At 74.2% G+C, this 24,717-nt stretch carries 21 protein-coding genes; 6 read left to right on the plus strand and 15 right to left on the minus strand.

The genetic code is table 11. The annotated features are described in order from the left end of the window. Positions 1-26: 26 nt before the first annotated feature. Positions 27-620 carry a DJ-1/PfpI family protein gene (locus tag ACF1BN_RS23385; protein WP_392333532.1) on the plus strand — a complete coding sequence of 198 codons (594 nt, stop codon included), beginning with the start codon at positions 27-29 and terminating at the stop codon, positions 618-620. Further along, complete coding sequence (locus ACF1BN_RS23390; RefSeq protein WP_392333533.1) at positions 617-1,081, plus strand: MarR family winged helix-turn-helix transcriptional regulator; 465 nt, start codon at positions 617-619, stop codon at positions 1,079-1,081. Before ACF1BN_RS23385 ends, ACF1BN_RS23390 begins: the two co-directional genes overlap by 4 nt. 77 nt (positions 1,082-1,158) lie before the next feature. On the opposite strand, the gene ACF1BN_RS23395 is transcribed toward ACF1BN_RS23390, so the two are convergent. From ACF1BN_RS23395 to ACF1BN_RS23405, 3 genes are all read right to left on the minus strand, one after another. Beyond that, entirely contained in the window at positions 1,159-2,040 is an 882-nt protein-coding gene (locus tag ACF1BN_RS23395) for a glycoside hydrolase family 19 protein (protein ID WP_392333534.1), read from the minus strand. A 160-nt stretch (positions 2,041-2,200) separates the two neighbouring features. Beyond that, a complete protein-coding gene (locus ACF1BN_RS23400; RefSeq protein ID WP_392333535.1) occupies positions 2,201-3,058 on the minus strand; it encodes an FG-GAP repeat domain-containing protein in 858 nt (285 codons plus the stop codon). Positions 3,059-3,161: 103 nt separating this feature from the next. Then, entirely contained in the window at positions 3,162-4,103 is a 942-nt protein-coding gene (locus ACF1BN_RS23405) for an NADP-dependent oxidoreductase (protein WP_392333536.1), read from the minus strand. Between the two features lie 235 nt (positions 4,104-4,338). Between ACF1BN_RS23405 and ACF1BN_RS23410 the strand changes: the two genes are divergently transcribed. Together ACF1BN_RS23410 and ACF1BN_RS23415 are read left to right on the plus strand one after the other, a co-directional pair. Beyond that, positions 4,339-5,907 (plus strand): PstS family phosphate ABC transporter substrate-binding protein, encoded by a 1,569-nt coding sequence (locus ACF1BN_RS23410; RefSeq protein WP_392333537.1) that lies wholly within the window; start codon positions 4,339-4,341, stop codon positions 5,905-5,907. A gap of 281 nt (positions 5,908-6,188) precedes the next feature. Beyond that, the gene (locus ACF1BN_RS23415; RefSeq protein ID WP_392333538.1) at positions 6,189-8,090 is read left to right on the plus strand and encodes a serine/threonine-protein kinase; all 1,902 of its coding nucleotides are present in this window, start codon (positions 6,189-6,191) and stop codon (positions 8,088-8,090) included. A gap of 146 nt (positions 8,091-8,236) precedes the next feature. On the opposite strand, the gene ACF1BN_RS23420 is transcribed toward ACF1BN_RS23415, so the two are convergent. Beyond that, entirely contained in the window at positions 8,237-9,520 is a 1,284-nt protein-coding gene (locus tag ACF1BN_RS23420) for an adenylosuccinate synthase (protein ID WP_392333539.1), read from the minus strand. 142 nt (positions 9,521-9,662) lie between these two features. Here ACF1BN_RS23420 and ACF1BN_RS23425 point away from each other — a divergent pair, with 142 nt between their 5' ends. After that, on the plus strand, positions 9,663-10,484 hold the full coding sequence (locus ACF1BN_RS23425; RefSeq protein WP_392333540.1) for a diacylglycerol kinase: 822 nt from the start codon (positions 9,663-9,665) through the stop codon (positions 10,482-10,484). Between the two features lie 111 nt (positions 10,485-10,595). Next, on the plus strand, positions 10,596-12,440 hold the full coding sequence (locus ACF1BN_RS23430; RefSeq protein WP_392333541.1) for a hypothetical protein: 1,845 nt from the start codon (positions 10,596-10,598) through the stop codon (positions 12,438-12,440). A gap of 136 nt (positions 12,441-12,576) precedes the next feature. Here ACF1BN_RS23430 and ACF1BN_RS23435 read toward each other — a convergent pair whose 3' ends face one another. From ACF1BN_RS23435 to fbaA, 11 genes are all read right to left on the minus strand, one after another. After that, positions 12,577-13,782, minus strand: a complete 1,206-nt coding sequence (locus tag ACF1BN_RS23435) for a cytochrome P450 (protein ID WP_392333542.1) — start codon at positions 13,780-13,782, stop codon at positions 12,577-12,579. Between the two features lie 27 nt (positions 13,783-13,809). Next, entirely contained in the window at positions 13,810-14,472 is a 663-nt protein-coding gene (locus ACF1BN_RS23440; protein WP_392333543.1) for a response regulator, read from the minus strand. After that, positions 14,469-15,797 carry a sensor histidine kinase gene (locus ACF1BN_RS23445; protein WP_392333544.1) on the minus strand — a complete coding sequence of 443 codons (1,329 nt, stop codon included), beginning with the start codon at positions 15,795-15,797 and terminating at the stop codon, positions 14,469-14,471. The genes ACF1BN_RS23440 and ACF1BN_RS23445 overlap by 4 nt, the downstream gene beginning before the upstream one ends. Before the next feature lie 284 nt (positions 15,798-16,081). Continuing rightward, a complete protein-coding gene (locus tag ACF1BN_RS23450; RefSeq protein ID WP_392333545.1) occupies positions 16,082-16,954 on the minus strand; it encodes an alpha/beta hydrolase family protein in 873 nt (290 codons plus the stop codon). Positions 16,955-17,089: 135 nt separating this feature from the next. After that, positions 17,090-18,295: a kynureninase gene (kynU, locus tag ACF1BN_RS23455; protein ID WP_392333546.1), complete on the minus strand. Its 1,206-nt coding sequence runs from the start codon at positions 18,293-18,295 to the stop codon at positions 17,090-17,092. Continuing rightward, positions 18,288-19,154: a tryptophan 2,3-dioxygenase family protein gene (locus tag ACF1BN_RS23460; RefSeq protein ID WP_392333547.1), complete on the minus strand. Its 867-nt coding sequence runs from the start codon at positions 19,152-19,154 to the stop codon at positions 18,288-18,290. The genes kynU and ACF1BN_RS23460 overlap by 8 nt, the downstream gene beginning before the upstream one ends. 134 nt (positions 19,155-19,288) lie before the next feature. Beyond that, positions 19,289-20,269 carry a DUF3152 domain-containing protein gene (locus ACF1BN_RS23465; protein WP_392333548.1) on the minus strand — a complete coding sequence of 327 codons (981 nt, stop codon included), beginning with the start codon at positions 20,267-20,269 and terminating at the stop codon, positions 19,289-19,291. Between the two features lie 58 nt (positions 20,270-20,327). After that, the gene (locus ACF1BN_RS23470; protein ID WP_392333549.1) at positions 20,328-20,741 is read right to left on the minus strand and encodes a DUF3151 domain-containing protein; all 414 of its coding nucleotides are present in this window, start codon (positions 20,739-20,741) and stop codon (positions 20,328-20,330) included. A 65-nt stretch (positions 20,742-20,806) separates the two neighbouring features. Next, positions 20,807-22,255, minus strand: coding sequence for an MFS transporter (locus ACF1BN_RS23475; protein WP_392333550.1), 1,449 nt, complete (start codon positions 22,253-22,255; stop codon positions 20,807-20,809). A 53-nt stretch (positions 22,256-22,308) separates the two neighbouring features. Continuing rightward, positions 22,309-23,508, minus strand: coding sequence for a MalY/PatB family protein (locus ACF1BN_RS23480; protein ID WP_392333551.1), 1,200 nt, complete (start codon positions 23,506-23,508; stop codon positions 22,309-22,311). Between the two features lie 67 nt (positions 23,509-23,575). Then, a complete protein-coding gene (gene fbaA, locus ACF1BN_RS23485; protein WP_376602077.1) occupies positions 23,576-24,598 on the minus strand; it encodes a class II fructose-bisphosphate aldolase in 1,023 nt (340 codons plus the stop codon). Between the last annotated feature and the right edge of the window lie 119 nt (positions 24,599-24,717).

The following is a 24,717-nucleotide window of genomic DNA, read 5'->3' on the forward strand; positions in this document are numbered from 1 at the left end:
TGCTGTCGTGATGACAGTCTCTTGTCATGACCTCCAGGACCGTTCACCTCGCCGTGTACGACACGCTCGCCGACTGGGAGACGGGGCACGCCACCGCGTGGCTCGCCCGGGCCGGCTTCACCGTGCGGACCGTCGCCCTCGACGCCGGGAAGCCCGTCCGCACGATCGCCGGGATCCGGATCCTGCCCGATCTCGCGCTGGACGAACTGCGCCCCGAGGACAGCGCGCTGCTGATCCTCCCCGGGGCCGAGAAGTACGACGAGGGCGACGAGCTCGCCCCCTTCACCGCCGCCGCCCGCGCCTTCCTGGACGCCGGGGTGCCGGTCGCCGCCATCTGCGGCGCCACCGCCGGACTGGCCCGCGAGGGCCTGCTCGACGACCGGGCGCACACCGGCGCCGCCTCCTTCCACCTCGCCGCGACCGGGTACGCGGGCGCCGGGCGGTACGTCGAGGCCGACGCGGTCACCGACGGGGACCTGATCACCGCCGGGCCGACCGAGCCCGTCGCCTTCGCCCGCGAGATCTTCGCCCGCCTCGGCGCCTACGAGGGCAAGCGGGACGCCTGGTACCGGCTCTTCCACGACTCCGACCCGGCCGCCTTCGCCGAGCTGAACGGGTGAGCCGCGCCCAGCAGGACGCCCTGAGCCGGACCGCCCTCGGGGTCTTCCGGCTCAACGGCCAGTTCCTCGCCGTCTCGGAGAGGCTGGCCGAGCCCGCCGGGCTGACCGCCGCCTGGTGGCAGGTGCTCGGCGCGGTGCTCCCGGAGCCGCTGCCGGTGGCGGGGATCGCCCGGGTCATGGGCATCACCCGGCAGAGCGTCCAGCGCGTCGCCGACCTCCTGGTCCGCGAGGGACTGGCCGCCTACGCCCCCAACCCGGCGCACCGCCGCGCCAAACTGCTCGCCCCCACGGAGGCCGGCCGCGCGGCGATCACCCGCATCGACCCGGGCCACGCCGAGCTGGCAGCCCGGCTGACCGCCGCCCTGGGCGGGCAGGACGCCTTCGACGAGACGGTCCGGGTGCTCGACCGGCTGTCGGCGGCCCTCGACGTGGTCGCGACGGAGGCGGAGCGGGCGGTCTGACGGAGACGCGCGCACGCCCCGGCCGGGAGGCCGGGGCGTGCGGAGGAGGGTGGTGCGGGGTCGTGCGGGGCGAGCGGTCAGCAGGACAGGTTCGCACCCGCGGGGACGCCGAGGATCTGGGTGAACTGCTGGTACTTGGTGACGCGGCTCTGGACCTGGGCCGGGTTGCGGCCGTTGCACTCCAGGGAGCCGTTGATGGCCCAGATGGTCTGTCCGAAGCCGGCGCCGTTGACCATGGCGTTGTGGGCGGTCATCGTGCCGGGGCCGTTCTGGGTGTTCCAGTACCAGAGGCCGGTCATCATGGCGACGTCCGGCTCGCGCTCGACCCGCCAGGGGTTGTTGAGGAGGTCGATGCCGAGGGCGTCGCCGGCGGCCTTGTAGTTGAAGTTCCAGGAGAGCTGGATGGGGCCGCGGCCGTAGTAAGCGGCCTGGCCGGCCGGGCAGCCGTAGGGCTGGTTGCGGTCGCAGTAGTGGGGGTAGTTGGCGGTGTTCTGCTCGACGATGTGGACGAGGCCGCCGGTCTCGTGGGCCACGTTGGCGAGGAAGGCCGCGGCCTCCTGCTTCTTCACGGTGTCGCTGCCGGTGCCCGCGAAGGCCGGGTACTTCTTGGTGGCCGTGACCAGGCCCGCGTACGTGTAGAAGGGGTTCCGGTTCGGGAACATCTGGTTGAACTGGGCCTCGGTGACGACGAATCCGGACGGGTCCGGGTTGCCGCCCCCGCCACCGCCGCAGGCGCCCTCGTCGCGCCAGACGTCGCTGGAGCCGGGACGCTCGTTCTGCGTCCACCACTTCGCGTACCAGTTGCGGCCGTTGTGCGAGGCGGTCATGCCGCCCGTGTAGACCTGGCCCGAGTTCCAGGCGGTGACACAGGCGGGCGCCGCGCCCGCCGTGGCGGGGAGCAGGACCGCGAGTCCGAGTGCCGTACAGAGAGCGGCGATCAGGGCGAGAAGTCGTCGCATGCGCTGTCGTCCTTCCGGTGGGGGGAAGGCCAGCGAACCGGCACTGGTCTGTACCTGTCAAGGTCTAGACCAAGACTCGGGACAGATGGCGGTCCGGTACCGGGCGGCCCCGTACCCGAAAGGCCGGGTACGGGGCCGCCTCGCGCGAAGTGCCGTGGATCTAGAGGAGGTTGAATTTCTTCATGCCCGCCCCCATGAACGGCACCGGCGCCGCGAACGGCTTCGCCGCGTCGCCCGTACCCGGGTACCGGAGCAGCTCGCCCGTCGTCTTCCGGGCCAGCAGGTCCACCTTGCCGTCCTGGTCGTCGTCACCGAGCGACAGCAGCCGGTCGTACGCGTTCCACCCGCCGCCGACCTTCGCACGGCCCGCGAACGGCGCCTTGTAGTCGCCCGTGCCCTTGTAGAGCCACAGGACGCCGGTCCTGTCGCGGGCGACGATGTCGGCCCTGCCGTCGCCGGTCAGGTCACCCTGGCCCGCGAGCTGGTCGTACGCGTTCCACCCGCCGCCGACCCGCGTCCGGGTGGTGAGGCGGCCGTCCGGGTAGGCCAGGTAGCTCCACAGCACGCCGGCCGTGTCGCGGCCGATCAGGTCGGCCTCCTTGGCGCCGCCGAGGGTGCCGGGCGACAGGACCTCGGCGTAGATGTGCCAGCCCTTGCCGACGGTCTTCGCCGGCTGCCAGGTGCCGCCGACGACACCACCGAAGTCCAGACGGCCGTTCCTGTAGAGGGTCCACATGCCCTCGCCGTGACCGTTGTTGTTGTTGTCGACCGTGATGATGTCGGCGACGTCCGAACGGTCCTCCATGAGAGGCACGTCGCTGACGAGGTACGGCCCGTCGTGGTACCACTCCCACAACTCGCCGGTCTGCTGGTGGACGCCGTACAGGTTGAAGGCGGGCGCCACCACCGGGTCGGCGGCCGGAGCCGCGACGGCGGAGGCCGCGCCGGTGGCCGTCGCCGCCGCGACGGCCGTGGCGACGAGCGCCGCCTTCAGCCCGGGCCTGCGTCGTTCGAACATGATCGGGTTCCCCCCTGCGTTGTTTCGCTGTCACCCTTCCGACCGGTGAAGGCCCCCCAGGGTTGTCCGAAACCGCGCGCTTTCTCGATCTTCCTCCCGACCGTCAGATCATCAGCACGATCCGGCCGGGCCGGTGACCCGCCTCCGCGCGCCGGTGCGCCTCCGCCGCCTGCTCCAGCGGGATCACGTCGGCCACCCGGGTCGCGAGGGCGCCCGCGCCCAGCAGCTCCAGGAGCTCCTTCAGCCGCGCCGCGTCCGGACGGCCCTCCACCACGTCGACCCGGACGTCCCGCTCGGCCACCGGCACCCGCTCGGCGGAGGCGGAGACGAAGACCCCGCCGTCCTTGACCACGGGCAACAGCGGTTCGGCGATCAGGGCCGCGTCGAAGACGCCGTCCACCCGCTCCGGCGCGAAGCCGAGCACCCCGGTGATCACCTCGTCGGGCGAACCGCGCCCCACCACCCCGTGGGCGCCGAGGAGCCGCAGCTCGTGCACGTCGTCCGCGTCGCCGAGGGCGATCACCCGGTGGCCCGCCCGCGCCGCCAGCTGCACCGCGAACCGGCCCACCACCCCGCTCGCCCCGGTCACCAGCAGCGTCGAGCCCGCGGGCAGTTCCAGCAGGTCGAGCGCCTGCGCCGCGGTCACCGCGGAGAGCGGCAGCGAGGCCGCCGCCGTGAAGTCCACCTCGTCCGGGACCGGCGCCAGCCAGGCCGGCTCCGCCAGGATCGTCTCCGCGTACGTCCCCACGCCGCTGCCGTCCGCCACCCAGGGCACGAAACCGGCCACCCGGGTGCCCGCCGCCAGGCCCGGCGCGGGGTCCACCAGGGTCCCGGCGAAGTCGTAGCCGAGCACGAAGGGCGGGGCCAGCGCGCCGAGCGCGGCGGCGAAACGACCGGAACGGATCTTGAGGTCCGCCTGGTTCACGGCCGCGGCCTTCAGCCGTACCCGGACCCGCCCGGGGGCGTCCGCGGGGTCCGGCTCGGGACGCCGGGCCGATCTGAGGACCTCGGGTCCGCCGTAGGCGGTCACTTCGACGACACGCATGGGGTTCCTCCTCCGGAAGGGCCCCCTCACGGCCATTACATCCACGCTCCTCCGGCCCGGGCAACCCCTGCCGGGCCACCCGGACGACCCCCGCCCCACGCCCCCGCGCCCGGCTGAACGAGCGGCGAAATCCAGGTGTCCGGCCGCTACACCACCCCCGCGCTCGCACACCCGTCCGTACCGTCCCGGCCATGGAGCCCGGTGGAGGGGACAGCCGCACGGAGTGGGTGACCGCATGGAGTGGATAACCGCCGAGAACGTGGTCGCCGTGGTGACCGCCCTGGCCGGCGTCCTCGTCTCGGTCGTGGCCATCTGGCTCGACCGCCTCCGACCGCAGCGCAAGCGCCTCGGCTACCGCGTGCAGCTGAACACGCCCCTCCACAAGGAGGACGCCGGCCGGGGCGGCGGGGTGACGACCGTCCGCGCCGGCGAGGTGCTGGGCAACTCCGCCGACGGCGCCACCGTCGTCCTGCTCCGCATCGAGAACGACGGCGACCTCGACATCACCCACGGCGACTACGGCACCACCCCCACCGAGCCCGCCCTCCGACTCACCTTCGGCAAGGGCGCCGCCGCCGTGAACGTCGGCGGCGTCGTCGCCACCGTCCCCCAGGGCTGGGAGTCCGTCCGCGACGACCTCAAGCGGGCCCCCGAGCTCGGCCTGGCGGGCAACGCCGTCCTCGTCCCCCGGGTCGCGCTCGGCACCGGCCAGTACTTCAAGCTGCTCGTCCAGCTCGCCGGACCCGTCGCCGACGGCCGGATCGAGGTGGACGGGCACATCGTCGGGGGCTCCATCCGCCGCAACCACTCCACCACCCCCGACGACCAGGCCGGCCGCTTCAGCCCCGCCGCCCGCACCGTCACCGTCGTCCTCACCGCCTGCGTGGTGGCGCTCGCCGCGCTCGTCGTCCGCGAGCGGACCCCGCCCCCGATCGGCTGCGCCCGCGGCACCCTCACCGTCACCGGCTCCACCGCCTTCGCGCCGGTCGTCCAGGAGGTGGCGAAGGCGTACGAGAAGGACTGCGCGGGCGCCACCGTCACCGTCGACGCCGACGGCTCCACCTCCGGCGTCCGCGACCTCGCCGAGGCGGGGTCGCGGGCGGGCGCCGAGGGCTCCCCCGCCGTCCTCGCCCTCTCCGACGGACACGGCCCGGCCGGCTACCCGCGGCTGCGCGAACACCTGGTGGCCGTCTCCCTGTTCACCGTCGTCGCCCACGACGCCGTGCCCGTCGAGAGCCTCACCCTGGAGCAGATCCGCGCCCTCTACCGCGGTGACGTCGCCCGCTGGAACCAGCTGGAGGGCCCCGGGCTGCCCGCGCACCTCCCCGACCTGCCCGTCCTGCTGGTCAGCCGGGACGCCAACTCCGGCACCCGGGAGGTCTTCCAGCGCCGCGTCCTCGGCCGCAACGAACCCGCCCACTCCTCCCGCGACTGCGCCACCGTCGACGACCCGGAGGCCGAGGTCGTCCGCTGCGAACTCGACTCCACCGCCCAGGTCCTGGCCACCGTCGCCCGCCTCCCCGGCGCGATCGGCTACGCCGAACTCGGCGCGGTCGCGACGGCGAAGGGCCTGCACCGCGTCGACCTCGACGGCCGCGCGCCCGTCCTGGAGGAGCTGGGCACGTCCCCGTACCCGTACCGGGAGATCGAGTACGCGTACACCTGGGGCGATCCGCCCGGCGACTCCCTCACCGCGAGCTTCCTCTCCTACCTCGCGCGCGGGCGCGGCCAGGACATCGTGCGCGCCCGCGGGCACCTGCCCTGCGCCACCCCGAAGGGCCTGCGGATCTGCGGCGAGGACTGAGCCCCGGCCGGACCCGGACCGAACCCGGACCGGACCCGGACCCGGACCCGGCCCCGAACCCAGTCGCGGCACCGGCACCGGCACCGGCCCTGACACCGGCACCGTCCCCGTCCCCGACACCAATCCCGGTCCCGGCCCCGACACCGACGCGGACGCGGACGCCGACACCGCCACCGCCACCGACCCGCGCCCTGACGTCACCCCTGGTACCCGCCCCGACACCGGACCGTGACCCGGACCGTGGCCCGGCCCCTCCGCCCGGTCTGGCATCCTCTTGCCACGTGGATCCCTTGAACGCGGAAGACCCGGTCGCCATCGGCCCGTTCCGACTCGTCGGCCGGCTCGGGGTCGGCGGCATGGGCCGGGTGTTCCTCGCGCGTTCGGCCGGCGGGCGGACCGTCGCCGTGAAGGTGGTGCACGCCGAACTGGCCGCCCAGGACGAGTTCCGGCGCCGCTTCGCCCGCGAGGTCGAGGCGCTGGAACGGGTCGGCGGCTCCGGCACCGCGCCCGTCCTCGGCTCCGACACCACCGCCGCCGCCCCGTGGGTCGCCATCGGCTACGTGCCCGGGCCCTCGCTGCGCACCGTCGTCGGCGACGAGTACGGGCCGCTGCCGCCCGCCACCGTCCGCGCCCTCGGCGCCGGCCTCGGCGAGGCCCTCGACCACATCCACCGGGCCGGGCTCGTCCACCGCGACCTCAAGCCCTCCAACGTGCTGCTCACCGTCGACGGCCCCCGGATCATCGACTTCGGCATCGCCCGGGCCGTGGACACCGTCACCGACGGCGGCCTCACCAGCACCGGCGCCGTCGTCGGCTCCCCCGGCTTCATGTCGCCCGAGCAGGTGCGCGGCGAGAAGCTCGGCCCGGCCTCCGACGTCTTCTGCCTGGGCTCCGTCCTCGCCTACGCGGCGACCGGCCGCTCCCCCTTCGGCACCTCCGACAGCGGTGTGCACGCGCTGATGTTCCGGATCGCCCACGACGAGCCGGACCTGACGGACGTGGCGCCCGCCCTGACCGGGCTCATCCGCGCCTGCCTCGCCAAGGACCCGGCGGCCCGCCCGACGGCGGCCGAGCTCGCCGGGACGCTGCCGGTCGCCGAGCCGTGGCTGCCCGCCGACGTCCTGGTCCGCCTCGGCCGGCACGCGGCGCGCCTGCTGGAGGCGGAGAGCACGGAAGGCCCCGAGAGGACCTCCGGGGCGGAGCGCGCGCCCGACCGCACCGCGGGCGGTGCGGCGCCCGGCGACCCGACGCCCGCACCGGAGCCTGAGCCGTCGCGGCCCGCCGCCCGCTCCCGGCGGCGGGTGCTGGCGGCGGCGCTCACGACCGTCGCCGTGGCGGCCGCGGCGGGTGTCGGCTACGCCCTCTGGCCGTTCGGCGGCGGGGCCGGCGCCCCCGGCGGGGACGGCAAGGGCACCGGATCCGGCTCGTCCTCCGCCGCCTCGGCGCCCGCCGGGTCCGTGCCCGCCGCCTTCCTCGGCGCCTGGGAGGGCGTCCTGCGGGGCACCTCGGAGCACCCCCGCGAGACCGTCCGCATCGAGCTCGTCCAGGGCGCGACCGGCACCAAGACCGCCGTCTACACGCACGTCGGCGACAACCGGCTGTGCATGGGCCGCTCGCGGCTCATCTCCGCCGACGAGGACAAGGTCGTCCTCGGCGAGTCCGACGTCACCACCAGCGTGCCCGCCCGGCGGTGCATGGCCGCCGCCCACCAGACGCTCACCCTGCGCTCCCCGGAGGTCCTCGAATGGACCTCGGGCACCGCGAAGGCCACCTTCCACAAGGCCCGCACCGGCCCGGAGGTCCTGCCCGCGGAGTACCTGGGCCGCTGGAAGATGAAGCCGCTGGTCGAGGGCCCGGAGGCGGATCGCTACACCGACGAGGTGACGGTCACCCAGGGCGCGGTCGGCTCGGCCGTCCTCCGCGTGCTGAGCGTCTATCCGCGCACGGACGCGGAGGGCAACCAGCTCGCCGACGCGGTCAACTGCACCTGGACGGCGATCCTCGCGAGCACCACGCCCCCGTACGTCCTCGGCCCCATGGACCTCGAACCCGGCGCGGACCGGGAGTGCGTCCGCGACGACCCCGGCGGCTACCTGACGCTGACGACGTACAAGGGCAAGGAGATCCTCCAGGTCTACCCGATGTACGACACGGAGCCGGGCGAGTACCACCGGGCGGACTGACGGCGGTCCGATCCGCACCGACCCCGCCACCGACCGGCACGAACCGGCGCGGACCGGCGCGGACAGTCTCTGGCCTTCCCGGGCCGGCGCGGACGCGCGAAGGGCCCGCGCCCCTTGCCGGGGTGCGGGCCCTTGCGCCGTCCTGCCTACAGGAAGGAGTTGATCTCGATGGTCTCGGTGCGGCCGGGGCCGACGCCGATGGCGGAGATCGGGGCGCCGGACATCTCCTCCAGCGCCTTCACGTAGTTCTGCGCGTTCTTCGGGAGGTCCGCGAAGGTCTTGGCCTTCGTGATGTCCTCCGACCAGCCGGGCAGGGTCTCGTAGATCGGCTTCGCGTGGTGGAAGTCGCTCTGGGAGTACGGAAGCTCCTCGACGCGCTTGCCGTCGATCTCGTACGCGACGCAGACCGGGATCTCCTCCCAGCCGGTCAGCACGTCCAGCTTGGTGAGGAAGAAGTCCGTCAGGCCGTTGACGCGGGTGGCGTAGCGGGCGATGACCGCGTCGAACCAGCCGCAGCGGCGGTCACGGCCGGTGGTGACACCGCGCTCGCCGCCGATGCGGCGCAGCGCCTCGCCGTCCTCGTCGAAGAGCTCGGTCGGGAACGGGCCGGCGCCGACGCGGGTGGTGTACGCCTTGAGGATGCCGATGACCCGGTTGATCTTCGTCGGGCCGACGCCCGCGCCGGTGCAGGCACCGCCGGCGGTGGGGTTCGAGGAGGTGACGAAGGGGTACGTGCCGTGGTCCACGTCCAGGAGGGTGCCCTGGCCGCCCTCGAAGAGGACGACCTTGCCGTCGTCGATGGCGTTGTTGAGGATCAGGGTGGTGTCGGCGACGAAGGGCTTGATCTGGTCGGCGTACTGGAGCATCTCCTCGACGATCCGGCCGGACTCGATCGCGCGGCGGTTGAAGACCTTGGCGAGGAGCTGGTTCTTCTGCTCCAGGGCCGCCTCGACCTTCTGCTCCAGGATCGACTCGTCGTAGAGGTCCTGGACCCGGATGCCGACGCGGTTGATCTTGTCCGCGTAGGTGGGGCCGATGCCGCGCCCGGTGGTGCCGATCTTGCGCTTGCCGAGGAACCGTTCCGTCACCTTGTCGAGGGTGACGTTGTACGGGGTGATCAGATGGGCGTTGCCGCTGATCAGCAGCTTCGACGTGTCGACACCGCGGTCGTTCAGCCCGCTCAGCTCGGAGAGCAGGACCGCCGGGTCGACGACGACACCGTTGCCGATGACCGGGGTGCATCCCGGCGAGAGGATTCCGGAAGGGAGCAGATGAAGCGCATACTTCTGGTCGCCGACGACGACCGTGTGGCCGGCGTTGTTACCGCCCTGGTAGCGCACCACATAGTCGACCGAGCCACCGAGGAGGTCGGTGGCCTTTCCCTTGCCCTCGTCACCCCACTGAGCACCGAGCAGCACAAGTGCGGGCACAGGCGTACACCCCTTCCGGAGGGGGCATTCCAAGGTCAGGGGGCCTACGCCGCCTCACCGGTGTGCCCCGGAATAGACGAAGCCCCTGGCGCAATAGCGCAAGGGGCTCTTGCACAAAGAGACTACCCGAGGAAGGACCGAGGTGTCGGATCACGACCAGCTGCTGGTCATCGTCGACCCGGTCGCCCGCCGAAGTGACGGCGAGTCCGTACGGATCGCGAAGGATGTCTTGTCCGCGGGCGCGGAGGCGAAGATCTGCCTGCCGGACTCCCCCGAGGAATTCTCCCGGGCCCTGTCCCGGCGCGGCTCCCGCCGCCCCGTCGTCCTCGGCGACGACCGGGCGCTGCTGCGCGCGGTGACCCTGCTGCACCGGGACCGGGCGCCGCTCGCCCTGGTCCCGATCGGCCCGCCGGACGCCCTGGAGGTCGCGTACGGCTTCGGCGTGCCGCGCTCGGCGGTGACGGCGGCCCGGACGGTGCTGGACGGCACGGTGCGGAGCCTGGACCTGCTGGTGGACGACAGCGACGGGGTGGTCCTCGGCGACCTGCGGGTGCCCGCCGTGCCCGTCCCCGCCGCCGGGACGGCGCCCTCCGTCTGGGGCACCTGCCGCTCCCTGGTCCGCACCCTGGTGCGGCCCGCGCCGCCGGTCCCCTCGGTGCTCGTGCACCGGCTGCGGGTGGAGGCGGACGGGGTGCTGCTGGCCGACGTGGACGCGCCGGTGTCGGCGGTGACGGCCCGCCCGGCGGGCGGCGGCGGTACGGCGGAGGTCACCGTCCACCCGGGCGCGACGTCCGGCCCGCCGCGCCGCGCTGCCGCCGGCGTCCTGACCGTCTCGGGCCCCGACTTCCGCTACCGCGCCGACGGCCGCGTGGCGGGCCCGGTCCGCCGCCGCACCTGGACGGTCCACGCCGGCGGCTGGGGCCTCACCCTGCCCCGCGAACCGTCCCTCGTTCCACCCCTCTGACCTGCCCCGACACGACTCCGACCCCTGTCGTGACCGGTGCGCCGCGGCTACTGTCCTCGACGGGGACGGGGACGGGGACGGGCCGCGGGGGTCCGGCGGGGAGGGGCGGGAATGACGCGTGCGCGCGAGCTGCGCGGGACGGCCGAGGCGCTGGAGGCGTACCGGCGCGGAAGCGGCCGGGTCCTGGCCGGCGGGGGCGTGCTGACCGCCCTCGGGGTCGGGCTGGGCGCGTTCTGGCCGGGGCCCGAGTGGCGGGGCCAGCTGACCGCCTGGCTGGTGGGCATCGGCTTGGCGGTCATCGGCACCGGCATCGGGGCGCGGGCCCACACGCGCCGCTTCCGCCGGGTGCTCGGCTCGGGGGTGTGGACGGCGCACAGGGCGGTGGCGGTGCCGCCCGGTGTCTGGAGCGCGGAGGCCGTGGTGCTGGCCGGCGGGCCGGACGGCGAGGAGCTGTGGCCGCTGCGGGTGGTCGCGCTGCGGCACCGCTGGGCGCCGCACGGGCCGGGCCGGGGCGCGGTGATGTGGTGGTGCGGCGATCCGGGCGCGGGCGGTGTGCTCGCGCCGCCCGGCGGTGGGGCGCTGTTCTGGACGAAGCCGGTACGGGGGGCGGCTGCGCGCCGTCGGATCGTGGCCCGTGCGTCGGCACAGGGCTTGGCCGGACCGCCGGTCCCTCCGCCGATGCCGCCGCTCCCCGACGGCGGGCCGTCCGCGGAGCCGGACGCCGCGAAGCCGGACGCCGCGGGGCGGCGGAAGGAGCGGCGCCGGCTGCTGACGGGGCGGTGGCGGTGGCTGGTCGTGGTGGCCGCGGTCATGGTGGCGACCGCTGTCGCCTGGGACGACCGCCGCGAGGCCGACCCGCAGATCGACCTCACCGTGGTGAGCGAGGAGGCGGACGGCAGCTGCGTGGTCCGCTGGAAGGACCCGTGGGACGGGTCGGAGCGCAGCAGCCCCTACCGGTGCGATCCGGAGCGCGATCCGCTGCTCGCCGGCTGGGAATCGGGCTTCGTCGTGTCGTACGGCCCGTGGAAGGGCGAGCTGTACGGGTACACCGGGGACGGGGAGCGGCATGGTTCGGACCCGGCGGACACGGTCGGCCTGATCGGCCTCGGCGGGCTGCTGGGCGGCGCCGTCGGGATCGTCGGCGGCGGTGTGTCCCTCTGGACCCGGTCGCGGCGGCGCGCCGCCCGGGAGGCCGCGCGGGACCTCCGCGGCGCCTCCGCCGCGGCCGGGCCCCTCGGCTTCGGCGGTGCCCCGACGGAACAGGCCGGCCGAGCCCGGTTCGCCGTGTACGCCGCGCACGCCGAGCGGCAGGCCGCCCCGCGGACCGGGCCGCCGCGCCCGGAGGCGGACGTCCGGGAGGTGCCCTGGTGGCGGGTGCGGAGCCTGCGGCGGTGGTCCGGGGCGCGGGACGTGGAACTGACGGGCGGAAGCGTCCTCGGGCTGGGGCTGCTCGCGCTCGTCGCGCCCGCCGGCGCGTCGTCCGTTCCGACGTACACGTTCCTGGTGATCACGGCCGGGCTGCTCGTCCGGAGCGTCTTCCGGCTGCTGGACTCGGGGCTGCCGTCCGTCCGGCTGCTGGTGCGGGCCGCCACCGCGCCCGTGCCGGTGGTCCGGCGGTACGCGCTGCTGTACGACCCGTACGAGGGCCGACCGGTCCTGGTGCTCTTCCCCGACCACGGCGGGGACGACGACCGGCCCGAGGCGGTCCTCCCGCTGGTGTCGCCGGGGCCGTCGAAGCGCCCCTGGGAGGGGCTGCCGGCCGGGCCGACCGGCACGGTGGAGCTGCGCGGCTGGCTGGACCGGGCGGACGACGGCGCCCCGCTCGTCGTCGCGTGGCACGAGGGGCGGGCGCTCTGGCCGGCGGAGCCGTACCGGGAGACCGGGTCGGCCGGGTTCGCCGCGCTGATCGACCGGCTCGCGCCTCCCGCGGAGCGGCAGGGGACGGAGGACTCCTGAGCCTCGCGTGCGGGCCGCGCGCACGGCGTACGGGCCTCTCGGGGGCGGCCGTGCGGGCCTCGGGGGCGGCCGTGCCGGGCCTCTCGGACACGGCGGGCGGGCCTCCGGGGTGGCGTGCCGGGGCTCGGGGTGGGGCTCAGAGCTGCACGAGGAGGGAGTCGAAGCCCCGGATGACGTAGCCGGGGGTGCGGACGGGTTCGGCGGCGAGGCGGAGGGTGGGGGCCCGGCGGAGCAGCTCGCGGAAGACCGCGTCGAGTTCCAGGCGGGCCAGGGGGGCGCCCAGGCAGTAGTGGATGCCGGCGCCGAAGGTGACGTGGGGGTTGTCCGCGCGGGTGAGGTCGAGGGCGTCGGCGGTGGGGCCGAAGCGGGCGGGGTCGCGGTTGGCGGAGCCGAGGAGGAGCGCGACCTCCGAGCCGCGGGGGATCACCGTCCCGCCGATCTCGATGTCGTCGAGGACCCACCGCTCGAACATCTGGAGCGGTGTGTCGTGACGGAGGAGTTCGTCCACAGCTGTGGACAACTTTTCCGGGGCGAGGGCGAGGGCCGGCCACTCCCCGTGCGCCAGCAGGGTCCGCACCCCACCGACCGTGGTGTTCACGGTCGCCTCGTGACCCGCGTTCAGGAGCAGCACGCAGGTGGAGACCATCTCCTGCTCGGTCAGCCCCTCGACCCCGATGAGCGCCGAGATCAGGTCGTCGCCGGGGTCGGTCCGGCGGCGCGCGATCAGCTCCCGCAGGTAGCCGGAGAACTCGACCGAGGCGCGGACCGCCCGCCGGGCCGTCTCCTCCGACGGGTTCAGCTCGAACATCCCGCAGATCGCCGCCGACCAGGGCCGCAGCATCGCCCGCTCCTCGTCCTCCTCCGGGACGCCCAGCATCGCGGCGATCACCGCGACCGGCAGCGGTTCGGCGACCGCCGCCTGGAGGTCGCCGCCGCCCGCCGCGACCAGCTCGCCGACGAGCCCCGCCGCAAGCTCCCGTACGGTCGGCGCCAGCCGCTCCACCGTCCTCGGGGTGAACGCCTTCGACACCAGCCGCCGGATCCGGGCGTGGTCGGCGCCCTCCAGGTCGAGCAGCCCGTGGTCGTTGAGGGTGTGGAAGGGCTCGTGCAGCGGGTCGGGGGCCGGCCGGCCGAACTCCTCGTGGGTGAAGCGATGGGTGTACGTGCGTCCCAGGCGCCGGTCCCGCAGCAGCGCCGACACGTCCTCGTGGTGCGGGACCAGCCACTGCCGGGTGGGGCCGTACCAGTGGGCGCGGCCGGTCTCCCGCAGCCGCGCGTACGCCGGGTAGGGGTCGGCGACGAACTCCGGGGACCAGGGGTCGAACACTGCGGCGGCGTCCATGCCGCGGACGCTACCGCCCGGGCCGGGTCAGCGCCCGACCTGCACCAGGCGCGCCTCGTACGCGAAGACCGCCGCCTGCGTCCGGTCGCGCAGGCCCAGCTTCACCAGGATCCGGCTGACGTGGGTCTTGATCGTCGACTCGGCGACGACGAGGTGGCTGGCGATCTCCTGGTTGGAGAGGCCCTGGGCGATCAGCACCAGCACCTCCGTCTCGCGCTCGGTCAGTTCACCGATCTGGGCGACGGCGGGCGCCTTCGGCGCGGTGTCTGCGGACCGGGCGAACTCGGTGATCAGCCGCTTCGTCACGGTCGGCGCGAGCAGCGCCTCCCCCGCCGCGACGACCCGGACGCCCTCCGCGAGCTGCCGGGCCGAGGCGTCCTTGAGGAGGAAGCCGGAGGCGCCGGCGCGCAGCGCCTGGTACACGTACTCGTCGAGGTCGAAGGTGGTCAGGACGAGCACCTTGGCGTCCGCGTCGGCGGCGACGATCTCCCGGGTGGCGTCGATGCCGTTGAGCTCGGGCATCCGGATGTCCATGAGGACGACGTCCGGGCGGAGCGCGGCGACCTGGGCGATCGCCTCCCGCCCGTTGACGGCCTCGCCGACGACCTCGATGTCGGGCATCGCGCCGAGCAGCACGGAGAAGCCCTCGCGGACCATGATCTGGTCGTCGACGATCAGTACCTTGATCACTGGTCGGTCCCTTCGCGCTGGACGGGGACGAACACGGCGACCTCGTAGCCGCCGTCGTCGGTCGGCCCGTCGGTCATCTCCCCGCCGAGCATCGTGACACGCTCCCGCATGCCGGTGATGCCGTGGCCGGCGCCGGGGGAGGGCTTCACGAGGCCGCGGGCGGGGCCGTTGGCGATCCGCAGTCCGAGGCCGCCGAGCACATGGCTGACCTCGACCTTCGCGTCGGCGCCCGGCGCGTGCCGCAGCACGTTGGACAGGGCCTCCTGGACGATCCGGTACGCGGAGAGCTCCACGCCCTGCGGCAGCTCGCGCACCGCTCCGGTCACCGCCATGGACACGTCGAGCCCGGCCTCCCGGACGTTGTCGACCAGGCCGTGCAGGTCGGCGAGGGTCGGCTGCGGGGCGTCGGGGGCCTCGTAGTCCTCGGCGCGGACGACACCGAGGATGCGGCGCAGCTCGGTGAGGGCGGCGACGGCGTTCTCCCGGATGGTGCGGAAGGCCTGCTCCAGCTCCGGCGGCGGGTTCTCCACCCGGTAGGGCGCGGCCTCGGCCTGGATGGCGACCACCGACATGTGGTGCGCGACGACGTCGTGCAGCTCCCGCGCGATGGTGGTGCGCTCCTCCAGGAGGGTCCGCCTGGACCGCTCGACGGCGGTGACGGTCTGCTGGGCGGTGACCTCGCGATCCGCCTGGCGGCGGATCTGGATGACGGCGATGACCAGCAGGAAGAACGCGGAGAAGAACACCATCTCGACGCCGTTGAAGCCGTACCACGAGCCCACGCTCAGGAAGAAGGAGGTGAGGGTGGCGTACGCCGCGGTGATCACCCATATCCAGGCGGCGGTCCTGGGGCCGGTCCGCAGGGCGACGATCACCAGGACGGAGAGGTGGGCGGCGAAGGAGCTGGGCGTCCAGGGCCAGCCGTCGTAGCCGCTCAGGTAGGCGACGAAGGGCGTGGAGCCGATCGAGAGCCAGAAGGCCGTCGCCGGGCGGCTCAGGGTGAGGAGCACGGCGGCCGTCGGCACCAGGCAGGTGACGAGGGCGACCGGTCCGACGGAGTCGGTGATGCGGTCGACGCCGAGGACGAAGGTCACCAGGGCGAGGAAGCAGATCGCCGCGTGCGGCAGCAGCCCGGCGTGCGGGCGCAGCCGTCGGGGCAGGAAGCGCAGGACGGGGCTGTCCGGCGCGAGCCGGGGCAGCGGGCGGTAGGAGAGGGCGTCGCCGGTCAGGTCCGCGCGCAGGCCTCCGAGCGCGTCCAGCGTCATGCGGAGCTCGGGGCTGCGGCTGCCCGTGTCGGGGGTCTGTGTCGGATTCACGCCGACCACGGTACGGAAGCCCGGGGCCGGCCCGCGTCCGGCTGGATACGGATCCCGGGCCGTCCCCCTTGAGTACTACGTTCCGGCTCCCGCCTCGTACGCGAGCCGGGCGATCCCCTCCGCGCCTCGTACGCGAGCCGGTCCGTCCCCCCTCCTCGCTTCGTTCGCGAGCCGGTCCGTCCCCCTCCTCGCTTCGTACGCGAGCCGGTCCGTCCCCCTCCTCGCTTCGTACGCGAGCCGGTCCGTCCCCTCTCCGCGCCTCGTTCGCGAGCCGGTCCGTCCCCCCTCCGCGCCTAGTAGGCGAGCTGGGCGATCTCCTCCGCGACGACCGCGCAGGCGTCGGCCGCCGGGTCGATCAGCGGGAAGTGGCCGACGTCCTCCAGGAGCGTCAGGCCGACCGTCTCCCCCGCCTTCGCCGCCGCCTCGACGAACGCGTCGGCGACCTCGGCGGGGACGGTGAGGTCCGCGCGGCCCTGGACGACGGCGGTGGCGATGCCGGTGGGCAGCAGCCGGGCCGGGTCGGTGGCGGCGGCCCGTTCGCCGTACGCCTCCTCGCCGCCGAGCAGCTGGGTCACCGCGCCGCCGCACACGTCGAGTTCGCGGGCCCGCTCGAAGTGCCCGATCGGGGCGAGGGCGACGACCCCGCGCAGGGCGGGCGGGGCGGGCAGCCGCCAGGGGGAGCCGGCGGGCAGGACGTGCCGGGCGGCGGCCCACAGGGCGAGCTGCCCGCCGGCCGAGTGGCCGGTGAGGACCGTGCGGTGCGGGTCGGCGCGCGGCAGGTGGGCGGCGGCGAGCTCGGGCAGGGCGTCGAGGGCGGCGGCCACGTCGTCGAAGGTCTCCGGCCAGCGGCCGGCGACCGGGGCCGTACCGCCCTGGTGGGGCAGGCCGGGGCCGCGCCGGTACTCGACGCTGGCGACGGCGAAGCCGCGGCGGGCGAGGAAGTCGGCGAAGGGGCTGATGTGCTGCCGGTCGTAGGGGGCCCGCCAGGCGCCGCCGTGCAGGACGACGACGAGCGGGGCGCGTCCGTCGCCACCGTCCCGGGGGGCGTGGAAGTCGACGATCTGGTCGGGGTGTTCGCCGTACGCGGCGGTGGCGTCGGGGGGGACGGCCGGGTGCGAGAAGGCCGATGCCTCTTCGGCGGCGTCGCGCGCGGCGGGGTCCGGCATGGGGGTTCCAACCTCTCGGTGACGGGGCCGAATCGGCCTGACCTGCGGGGACCGTATCAGGGTCCGGGGCCCCGCAGATCAGGTGAAGATCAGACCTGACGACCGGTCACCGGCCGTCCACCGTAGGTGAGTCGGCTAGGAAGAGGCGGGCGCCTCGGCGAGCACGTCGGCGAGGATCCGGGCCGCGCGCTCGGCGTCCGCGAAGCCGACGTAGAGCGGGGTGAAGCCGAACCGCAGGACGTCCGGGCGGCGCAGGTCGCCGACGACTCCGCGCTTGATCAGCTCGGGCATGACGGCGGGGGCGTCCGCGCAGCGCAGCGCGACCTGGCTGCCGCGCTCGGCGTGCGCCTCCGGGGTGACCGGGGTGACCCGGCCCTCGGGGACGTACGCCCGCACGCACTCCAGGAAGAAGTCCGTGAGGGCGAGGGACTTGGCGCGGACGGTGTCGATCGCGACCCCGTCCCACACGTCGAGCGCCGCCTCCAGGGCCAGCGTGGAGAGGATGTCCGGGGTTCCGACGCGGCCCCGGACGGCTCCTTCGGCGGCCCGGTAGCCGGGCGTCATGGCGAAGGGGTCGGCGTGCGAGGTCCAGCCCGGCAGCGGCGAGTCGAAGCGGTCCTGGTGGCGTTCGGCGACGTACAGGTACGCGGGGGAACCGGGGCCGCCGTTCAGGTACTTGTAGGTGCAGCCGACGGCCAGGTCCACGCCGTGCCGGTCGAGGTCGACGGGCAGGGCGCCGGCGCTGTGGCAGAGGTCCCAGACGGCGAGCGCGCCGGCCGCGTGGAGGGCGGCGGTGGTGCCGGGCAGGTCGTGGAGCCGCCCGGTCCGGTAGTCGACGTGGTTGACGAGCGCGACTGCGGTCCGCTCGCCGGCCGCGGCGGGGATGTCGGCCGGGTCGAGGGGCACGATCCGGTGACCGGTCATCCGCGCGGCGGACTCGGCGATGTACCCGTCCGTGGGAAAGGTCGAACCGTCCACCAGGATCTGGTCGCGTCCCTCCCCCGCGAGGCGGGCCGCCGCGACGACGGCCTTGAAGACGTTCACGCTGGTCGAGTCGCCGACGACGATCTGCCCGGGGGCGGCGCCGACGAGCGGGGCGATCCGGTCGCCGATCCGCTCCGGCGCGGTCCACCAGCCCGACTCGTCCCAGGACCGGATCCGCAGCTCGCCCCACTCGCGGCCGATGACGTCGGCCATCCGGGCGGGGACGTGGGCGGGGAGGGCGCCGAGCGAGTTGCCGTCGAGGTAGACGGTGGCGTCGTCGAGGGCGAACTTGGCGCGGTGGCCGGCGAGCGGGTCGGCGGCGTCGAGCTCCAGGGCCCGCTGGTTCAGGTCAGACATGGCTGCGGGCCGTCCAGAGCTCGGGGAACACGTTCTTCTGCGCGCGCTTCTCCAGCCAGGCCACGCCCGCGGAGCCGCCGGTGCCGGTCTTGGAGCCCATCGCGCGGCGGGTCGCCACCAGATGGTCGTTGCGCCATCGCCACACCAGTTCGGCGACGTCGCTGAGCGCCTCGCCGAGCCGGACCAGCTCGGTGTTCCCCTCGGCCTCGGGCTCCGCGTACAGCGCCGCCCACACGGCCTCGACCTCGGCCGAGGGCTCGTACCGCCGGGTGAGGTCGCGGGCGAGGACGGAGGCCGGGACGGGCAGGCCGCGCCGGGCGAGGAGCGCGAGCACCTCGTCGTACAGGCTCGGCTCGTGCAGCGCCTTCTCCAGCTCGGCGTGGACGCGGGGCGCGCCCCGGTGCGGGACGAGCATGGACGCCGACTTCTCGCCGAGCAGGAACTCCATGCGGCGGTACATCGCCGACTGGAAGCCGGAGCCCTCGCCGAGGGCGCCCCGGTAGGAGTTGAACTGGGCGGGGGTGAGCTGGGAGAGCGGCCGCCAGGAGTGGTTGAGCGCCTCCAGCTCGCGCACCGAGCGCTTCAGCGCGTCGACGGCGACGGGCATCCGGTCCTCGCGCAGGGCGCGGCTCGCGGTCTCCCACTCGTGGACGATGACGGTGAACCACAGCTCCATGACCTGGGTGGTGACCAGGAAGACCATCTCGCCGGGATCGTCCGAGCGGAGGTGCTGGAGGTGGGTGAGGACGTCCGCCTGGACGTAGTCCTCGTACGGCGTGGTGCCCGCGAAGTCGAGGTTCGGCGCGTCGGTGACCGCGTCGGCTCCGGAGGCATCGGGAGAACCCTGGTAGGTCGACATTTCTGTCTCCTCGATACGAACTACCGGGTAGCGGTCCGCTCCACCGCGTGCGCCCCTCCGCTGCGGAAGGCGGGCGCCACGGGAGCCCCGGTCCCCTCAGGAGGCGTGCTTCGTCGCGCGCCGTCCCAGACGCATCATGACACGATCGGACCGGTGATGTAGACCCCGTCTTCGTCATACGGAAACGCGTTCGAACGACAGCCGTTCAGGCCCTTGATCTGCTGCATCATGGCGGGCGCGAGCTTGCCGGGGCCACCGCAGTCCATGTGCTCCCGGATGCCGATCTCGTGCCCGACCTCGTGGTTGATGATCAGGTGGCGGTACTCCTCCGGCGGCCCCGCGAAGGTCGGCGAGCCCAGCATCCACCGCTTGAGGTTCACCACGACGCCCTCGGTGGTCTCGCAGTTCAGCTCGCCGTGGGTGTCGAGGCCCTGCCGGGCGCAGAGCGCGTCCGCGGTGTCGGGGGTGGCTATCCGGATCACGAAGTCGGCGTCCGACCCGACCAGCTGGAAGCGGCCCCGGCCGTGCGCGGCCCAGCCGCGCGGATGGGCGAGTATCGCCTCGATCTCCTCGGCCGTCTCCCGGGCCGACAGGTCGACGCCCTCCTCGATCTGCACCCGGTAGCGGCGCAGCTCGCCGCTCGTGCCGGTGACCCGTCCGGAGGCGGAGGCGGTGGTGAAGGTGCCCGAGCCGGACTGCGGCACGGTCGCGGGCTTCTTCTTCGTGGCGGCCGGCTTCGGCTCGGGCTTCGGCTTCGGCTTCGGCTTCGGCTTCGGATCAGGCTTCGGCTTGGGATCAGGCTTCGGCTTGGGCTCGGCGGTGGGCTCGGCGGTGGGCTTCGACCTGGCCTCGCGGGCCGGTCCCTCCGACGCGGTCGCCGCCGGCCCGGGCGCCCGCGGCGCCTCGGAGACCGGTGCGGGGGCGGCGGTGTCCCGGCCGCCGTCGTCGCCCCGGAGGTGCGCGATCGCCACGCCCGCGCCGAGCGAGACGCCCATCAGCACCAGGGTCGAGAGGACGAGCCGGCCGCGGCGCGTGACACGCGTCCTCGCGCGGCGGCGGCTCGTCCCGCTCTGTCGGTTCTGCGGGCGCTGGTTCGGCGCCCCCCGCTTGCCCACGACAGTTCCCCCCTGTTCAGGCCGCTGCGTGGATCCTACTGGCCGGGGGGAAAGGCACTCAGCCGAGCGTCTCGGCGGCGGTCTCCGAGGAGTCCCGCAGGAAGGTCGTGCAGCGCTCGTACTCGGCCTGCTCGCCGATCTCCCCCGCGGCCCGCGCGAGCGCGTGCAGGGCCCGCAGGAAGCCGCGGTTCGGCTCGTGCTCCCACGGCACCGGGCCGTGGCCCTTCCAGCCGTTGCGGCGCAGCACGTCGAGCGCGCGGTGGTAGCCGGTGCGGGCGTAGGCGTACGACTCCACCACGCGGCCCGCCTCGAACGCGTCGTCCGCGAGCTGCGCCCACGCGAGCGAGGAGGTCGGGTACTTCGCGGCGACGTCCGCGGGGGCGGTGCCCTGCGCGAGGAGCTCGCGCGGCTCGGGCTCGTCGGGCAGCAGCGTCGGCGCGGGACCGCCCAGCAAGTTCTCATGCGTAACCATCCCCCCAGTCTGCCCCACCCGCCCGCCCGACCGTCCCGCCGTTCCGTCGTGGGCGCACGCGGAGGTCAGGGGGTGCCCGGGTCCAGGGGCGGGGAGGTCACGCCGCAGTGGTGGCGGCAGCCGGGATGGCAGGAGGGCGCCTCGGGGGTCCGCATCGTGAACCAGGCGAGCGCCGCGCCGAGCAGCAGGACGCCCGCGCAGATCGGCATCGCCTTCCCGAACGTCTCGTCGAACTCCGCCGCCGACCGGTACGCCTCCGGCCCCATCCCCGTCAGCAGCGGCAGCGCCGCGACCGCGATGAGGCCGGCCGCCCGCGCCGCCGCGTTGTTGATGCCGCTGGCGAGGCCGGCGCGGGCGACGTCGACGGAGGCGAGGACGGTCGCGGTGAGCGGCGCGACCAGCGCGGTCATGCCGAGGCCCAGCACGAGGAGGGCGGGCAGGACGTCGCGGACGTAGGAGGCGTCCTCCCCGACCCGCAGCATCAGCAGCATCCCGGCGGCGCACAGCAGCGGCCCGACGGTCAGCGGGATGCGGGGCCCGATCCGCTCCCCCAGCTCGCCGGACCTCGCGGAGAGCAGCAGCATCAGGACGGTGGTGGGCAGCAGGGCGGTGCCGGCGGCGAGCGCGGAGTAGCCGGAGACGACCTGGAGCTGGAGCGCGGCCAGGAAGAAGAAGCCGCCGAAGGCCGCGTACACGCAGAGCGTCACCAGATTGACGGCGGTGAAGAGCCGGGACCGGAAGATCGACGGCGGCACCATCGCCCGCTCGGCCCGCCGCCGCTCCACCCCCACGAACCCGGCGCCGGCCAGCACGCCCATCGCCCCGGCCCACCACACGGCGCCGATCAGCGCGTAGGTGACGAGGCCGAGCGCCGCGGCTCCGAGGACCGCGCCGAGCACGTCGAACCGCCCGTGCGCGGCCTCGTCGCGGGATTCGGGCACGTGTCGCAGGGCGACCGGCACGCAGAGCGCGGCGAGCGGCACGTTGAGCAGGAAGACCCACCGCCAGCCGGGACCGTCGACGAGCCAGCCGCCGACGAACGGCCCGATCGCGGCCCCGACGCCGCCGAAGCCGGACCACAGGCCGACCGCCCGGGCCCGGTCGTCCGGGTGGAAGCTCGCCTGGATCAGCGCGAGCGATCCGGGGGTGAGCAGCGCCCCGCCGACGCCCTGGAGGGCGCGGGCGGCGATGAGCACCCCGGCGTTCGGGGCGAGCCCGCAGAGCAGCGAGGCGAGGGCGAACCAGACCACGCCGACGACGAAGACCCGCCGCCGCCCGTACCGGTCGCCGAGCGAGCCGCCGAGGAGGATCAGCCCGGCGAGCGTCAGCATGTAGGCGTTGACGGTCCACTGGAGCACGGCGAGGTCGGCGCCGAGGTCCTCGCCGATGTGCGGCAGCGCGACGTTGACGACGGTGGAGTCGAGCAGTGCCATCCCGGAGCCGAGCACGGTCGTGAAGACGATCCACCGCCCGGTCCCGGAGGCCATCCGCACCTCGGGCCCAGCCACACTCATGCCTGCATGGTCCCCCGGACCTCGACCCGCCGCCTCCCCGCCTCCCTGTGCGGTCAGCGGGTGCGGAGCCGGGTCGCCGCCCTGACCAGGGCGTCCACGCCCTGTTCGGCCTTGGCGCGGGGGCAGCCGACGTTGAGCCGGACGAAGCCGGGGGTGCCGTACGTGGAGCCGGGCATGATCGCGACCTTCTCCGTGGCGACCAGTTCCTCCTGGAGCCGGGTGTCGTCGACGCCGAGCGGCCGGAGGTCGATCCAGGCGAGGTAGCCGGCCTGCGGCGGCTGCCAGACGACGCCGGGCAGCCCGTCGGCGAGCCGCTCCGCGATCATCGCCATCGTGCCGGCGACATAGCCGCGCAGGGCGTCGAGCCAGGTGGCGCCGTGCCGGTAGGCGGCGATGTGGGCGGTGAGCGAGAGGACGGCCGGGGAGGCGAGGCCCTCGCCGGTCTCCATCCGCCGGACGAACGCCGCCCGCTCCTCCGGGTCGCCGAGGAAGCCGTACGAGCCTGAGAGCGCCGGGAAGTTGAACGCCTTGGTGCCGGAGGTGACGAGCGCCCAGCGCCGGTCGCCGCCGGCCTCGGCGATCCGGGACCAGGGGATGTGCCGGTGTCCCTCGGAGGTGAGGTCGGCGTGGATCTCGTCGCTGACGACGGCCGCCCCGTGCCGGCGGGCGAGCCGGGCGAACTCGGTCAGCTCGGCCTCCGTCCACACCCGCCCGGTGGGGTTGTGCGGGGAGCAGAGCAGCAGCATCGTGCTGTCCGGACGGGCCAGCTCCCGCTCCAGGGCGCCGAGGTCGCCGACCGGCACCCCGCGCAGTTCGCGCCCGAGGCCGGTGACGGCCTTGCGGAAGCCGTCGTAGGTGGGGGTGTGGGTGACGATCCCGTCGCCGGGCCGGGTCCACATCCGCAGCAGCTGGGAGAGCTGGCTGAGCACGGAGGGCGCGTAGACCAGCGCCTCGGTGTCGACGGCGGTGCCGTACCGGGTCGCGTACCAGTGGCGTATCGCCTCGCGGAAGCCGTCGGGGCCGCCGAGCCGCCAGTCCGTGTAGCCGAAGACGCCGTGGCCGACGCGGGCGTGGAGGGCTTCCAGGACCTCCGGCGGGGAGGCGAAGTCCATGTCGGAGATGGTGAAGGGGAGGAGCTCGGAGACACCGAAGCGGTCCGCGATCCCGTCCCACTGGACCGACCAGGTGCCCGTCCGGTCCCTCACCTCGTCGAAGTCGTACATCGGTCCCTCCTCCATCCGTGCCTCCTCCATCGGCCCCTCCTCCGGGTACGCGAAGGGCCCGGCACCGTGTGGGTGCCGGGCCCTTCGGTCACGGCTGTTACTTCAGCTTCTTGCCGGCCGAGCGCAGCGCCTCGCTCGCCTCGGTGACGCGCTTGGCCATGCCCGCCTCGGCGAGCTTGCCCCAGGTGCGCGGGTCGTAGGTCGACTTGGTGCCGACCTCGCCGTCGACCTTCAGGACGCCGTCGTAGTTGCGGAACACGTGGTCCACGACCGGACGGGTGAAGGCGTACTGGGTGTCGGTGTCGAGGTTCATCTTCACCACGCCGTTCTCGATGGCGGTGGCGATCTCCTCGGCGGTCGAGCCGGAGCCGCCGTGGAAGACGAAGTCGAACGGGGACGCCTGGCCGAACTTCTCGGCGACACCGGCCTGGAGGTCCTTGAGGAGCTCCGGGCGCAGGACGACGTTGCCCGGCTTGTAGACGCCGTGCACGTTGCCGAAGGAGGCGGCGAGCAGGTAGCGGCCCTTCTCGCCCAGGCCCAGGGCCTCGGCGGTGCGGATCGCGTCGTCGACCGTGGTGTAGAGCTCGTCGTTGATCTCGTGGGTGACGCCGTCCTCCTCGCCGCCGGTCGGGGTGATCTCGACCTCAAGGATGATCTTGGCGGCGTGGGCCTTCGCGAGCAGCTCCTGCGCGATGGACAGGTTGTCGGCGAGGGTCTCGGCGGAGCCGTCCCACATGTGCGACTGGAAGAGCGGGTTCTCGCCCCGGGCGACACGCTCGGCGGAGACGTCGAGCAGCGGGCGGACGTAGCCGTCCAGCTTGTCCTTCGGGCAGTGGTCCGTGTGCAGCGCGACGGTGATGTCGTACTTCGCGGCGACGATGTGCGCGAACTCGGCCAGGGCGACGGCGCCCGTGACCATGTCCTTGCTGTACTGGCCGCCCAGGAACTCGGCGCCACCGGTCGAGATCTGGATGATGCCGTCGCTCTGGGCCTCGGCGAACCCGCGCAGCGCCGCGTGGAGGGTCTGGGACGAGGTCACGTTGATGGCCGGGTAGGCGAACTTGCCGGCCTTCGCCCGGTCGAGCATCTCGGCGTAGACCTCGGGGGTTGCGATGGGCATTCGTCCGCTCCTTGTGATGTGCGGGTGTGGGCGTTGCTATGTCCCTGACCTAGGGGCGACGTCATCGTCGGTGCCATCTTTCCAGACTCTTGTGCGGCCTCCCACGGACGGCGCATGCC

It is taken from the genome of Streptomyces sp. NPDC014861, assembly GCF_043081625.1.
In the GTDB taxonomy this organism is placed as follows: domain Bacteria; phylum Actinomycetota; class Actinomycetes; order Streptomycetales; family Streptomycetaceae; genus Streptomyces.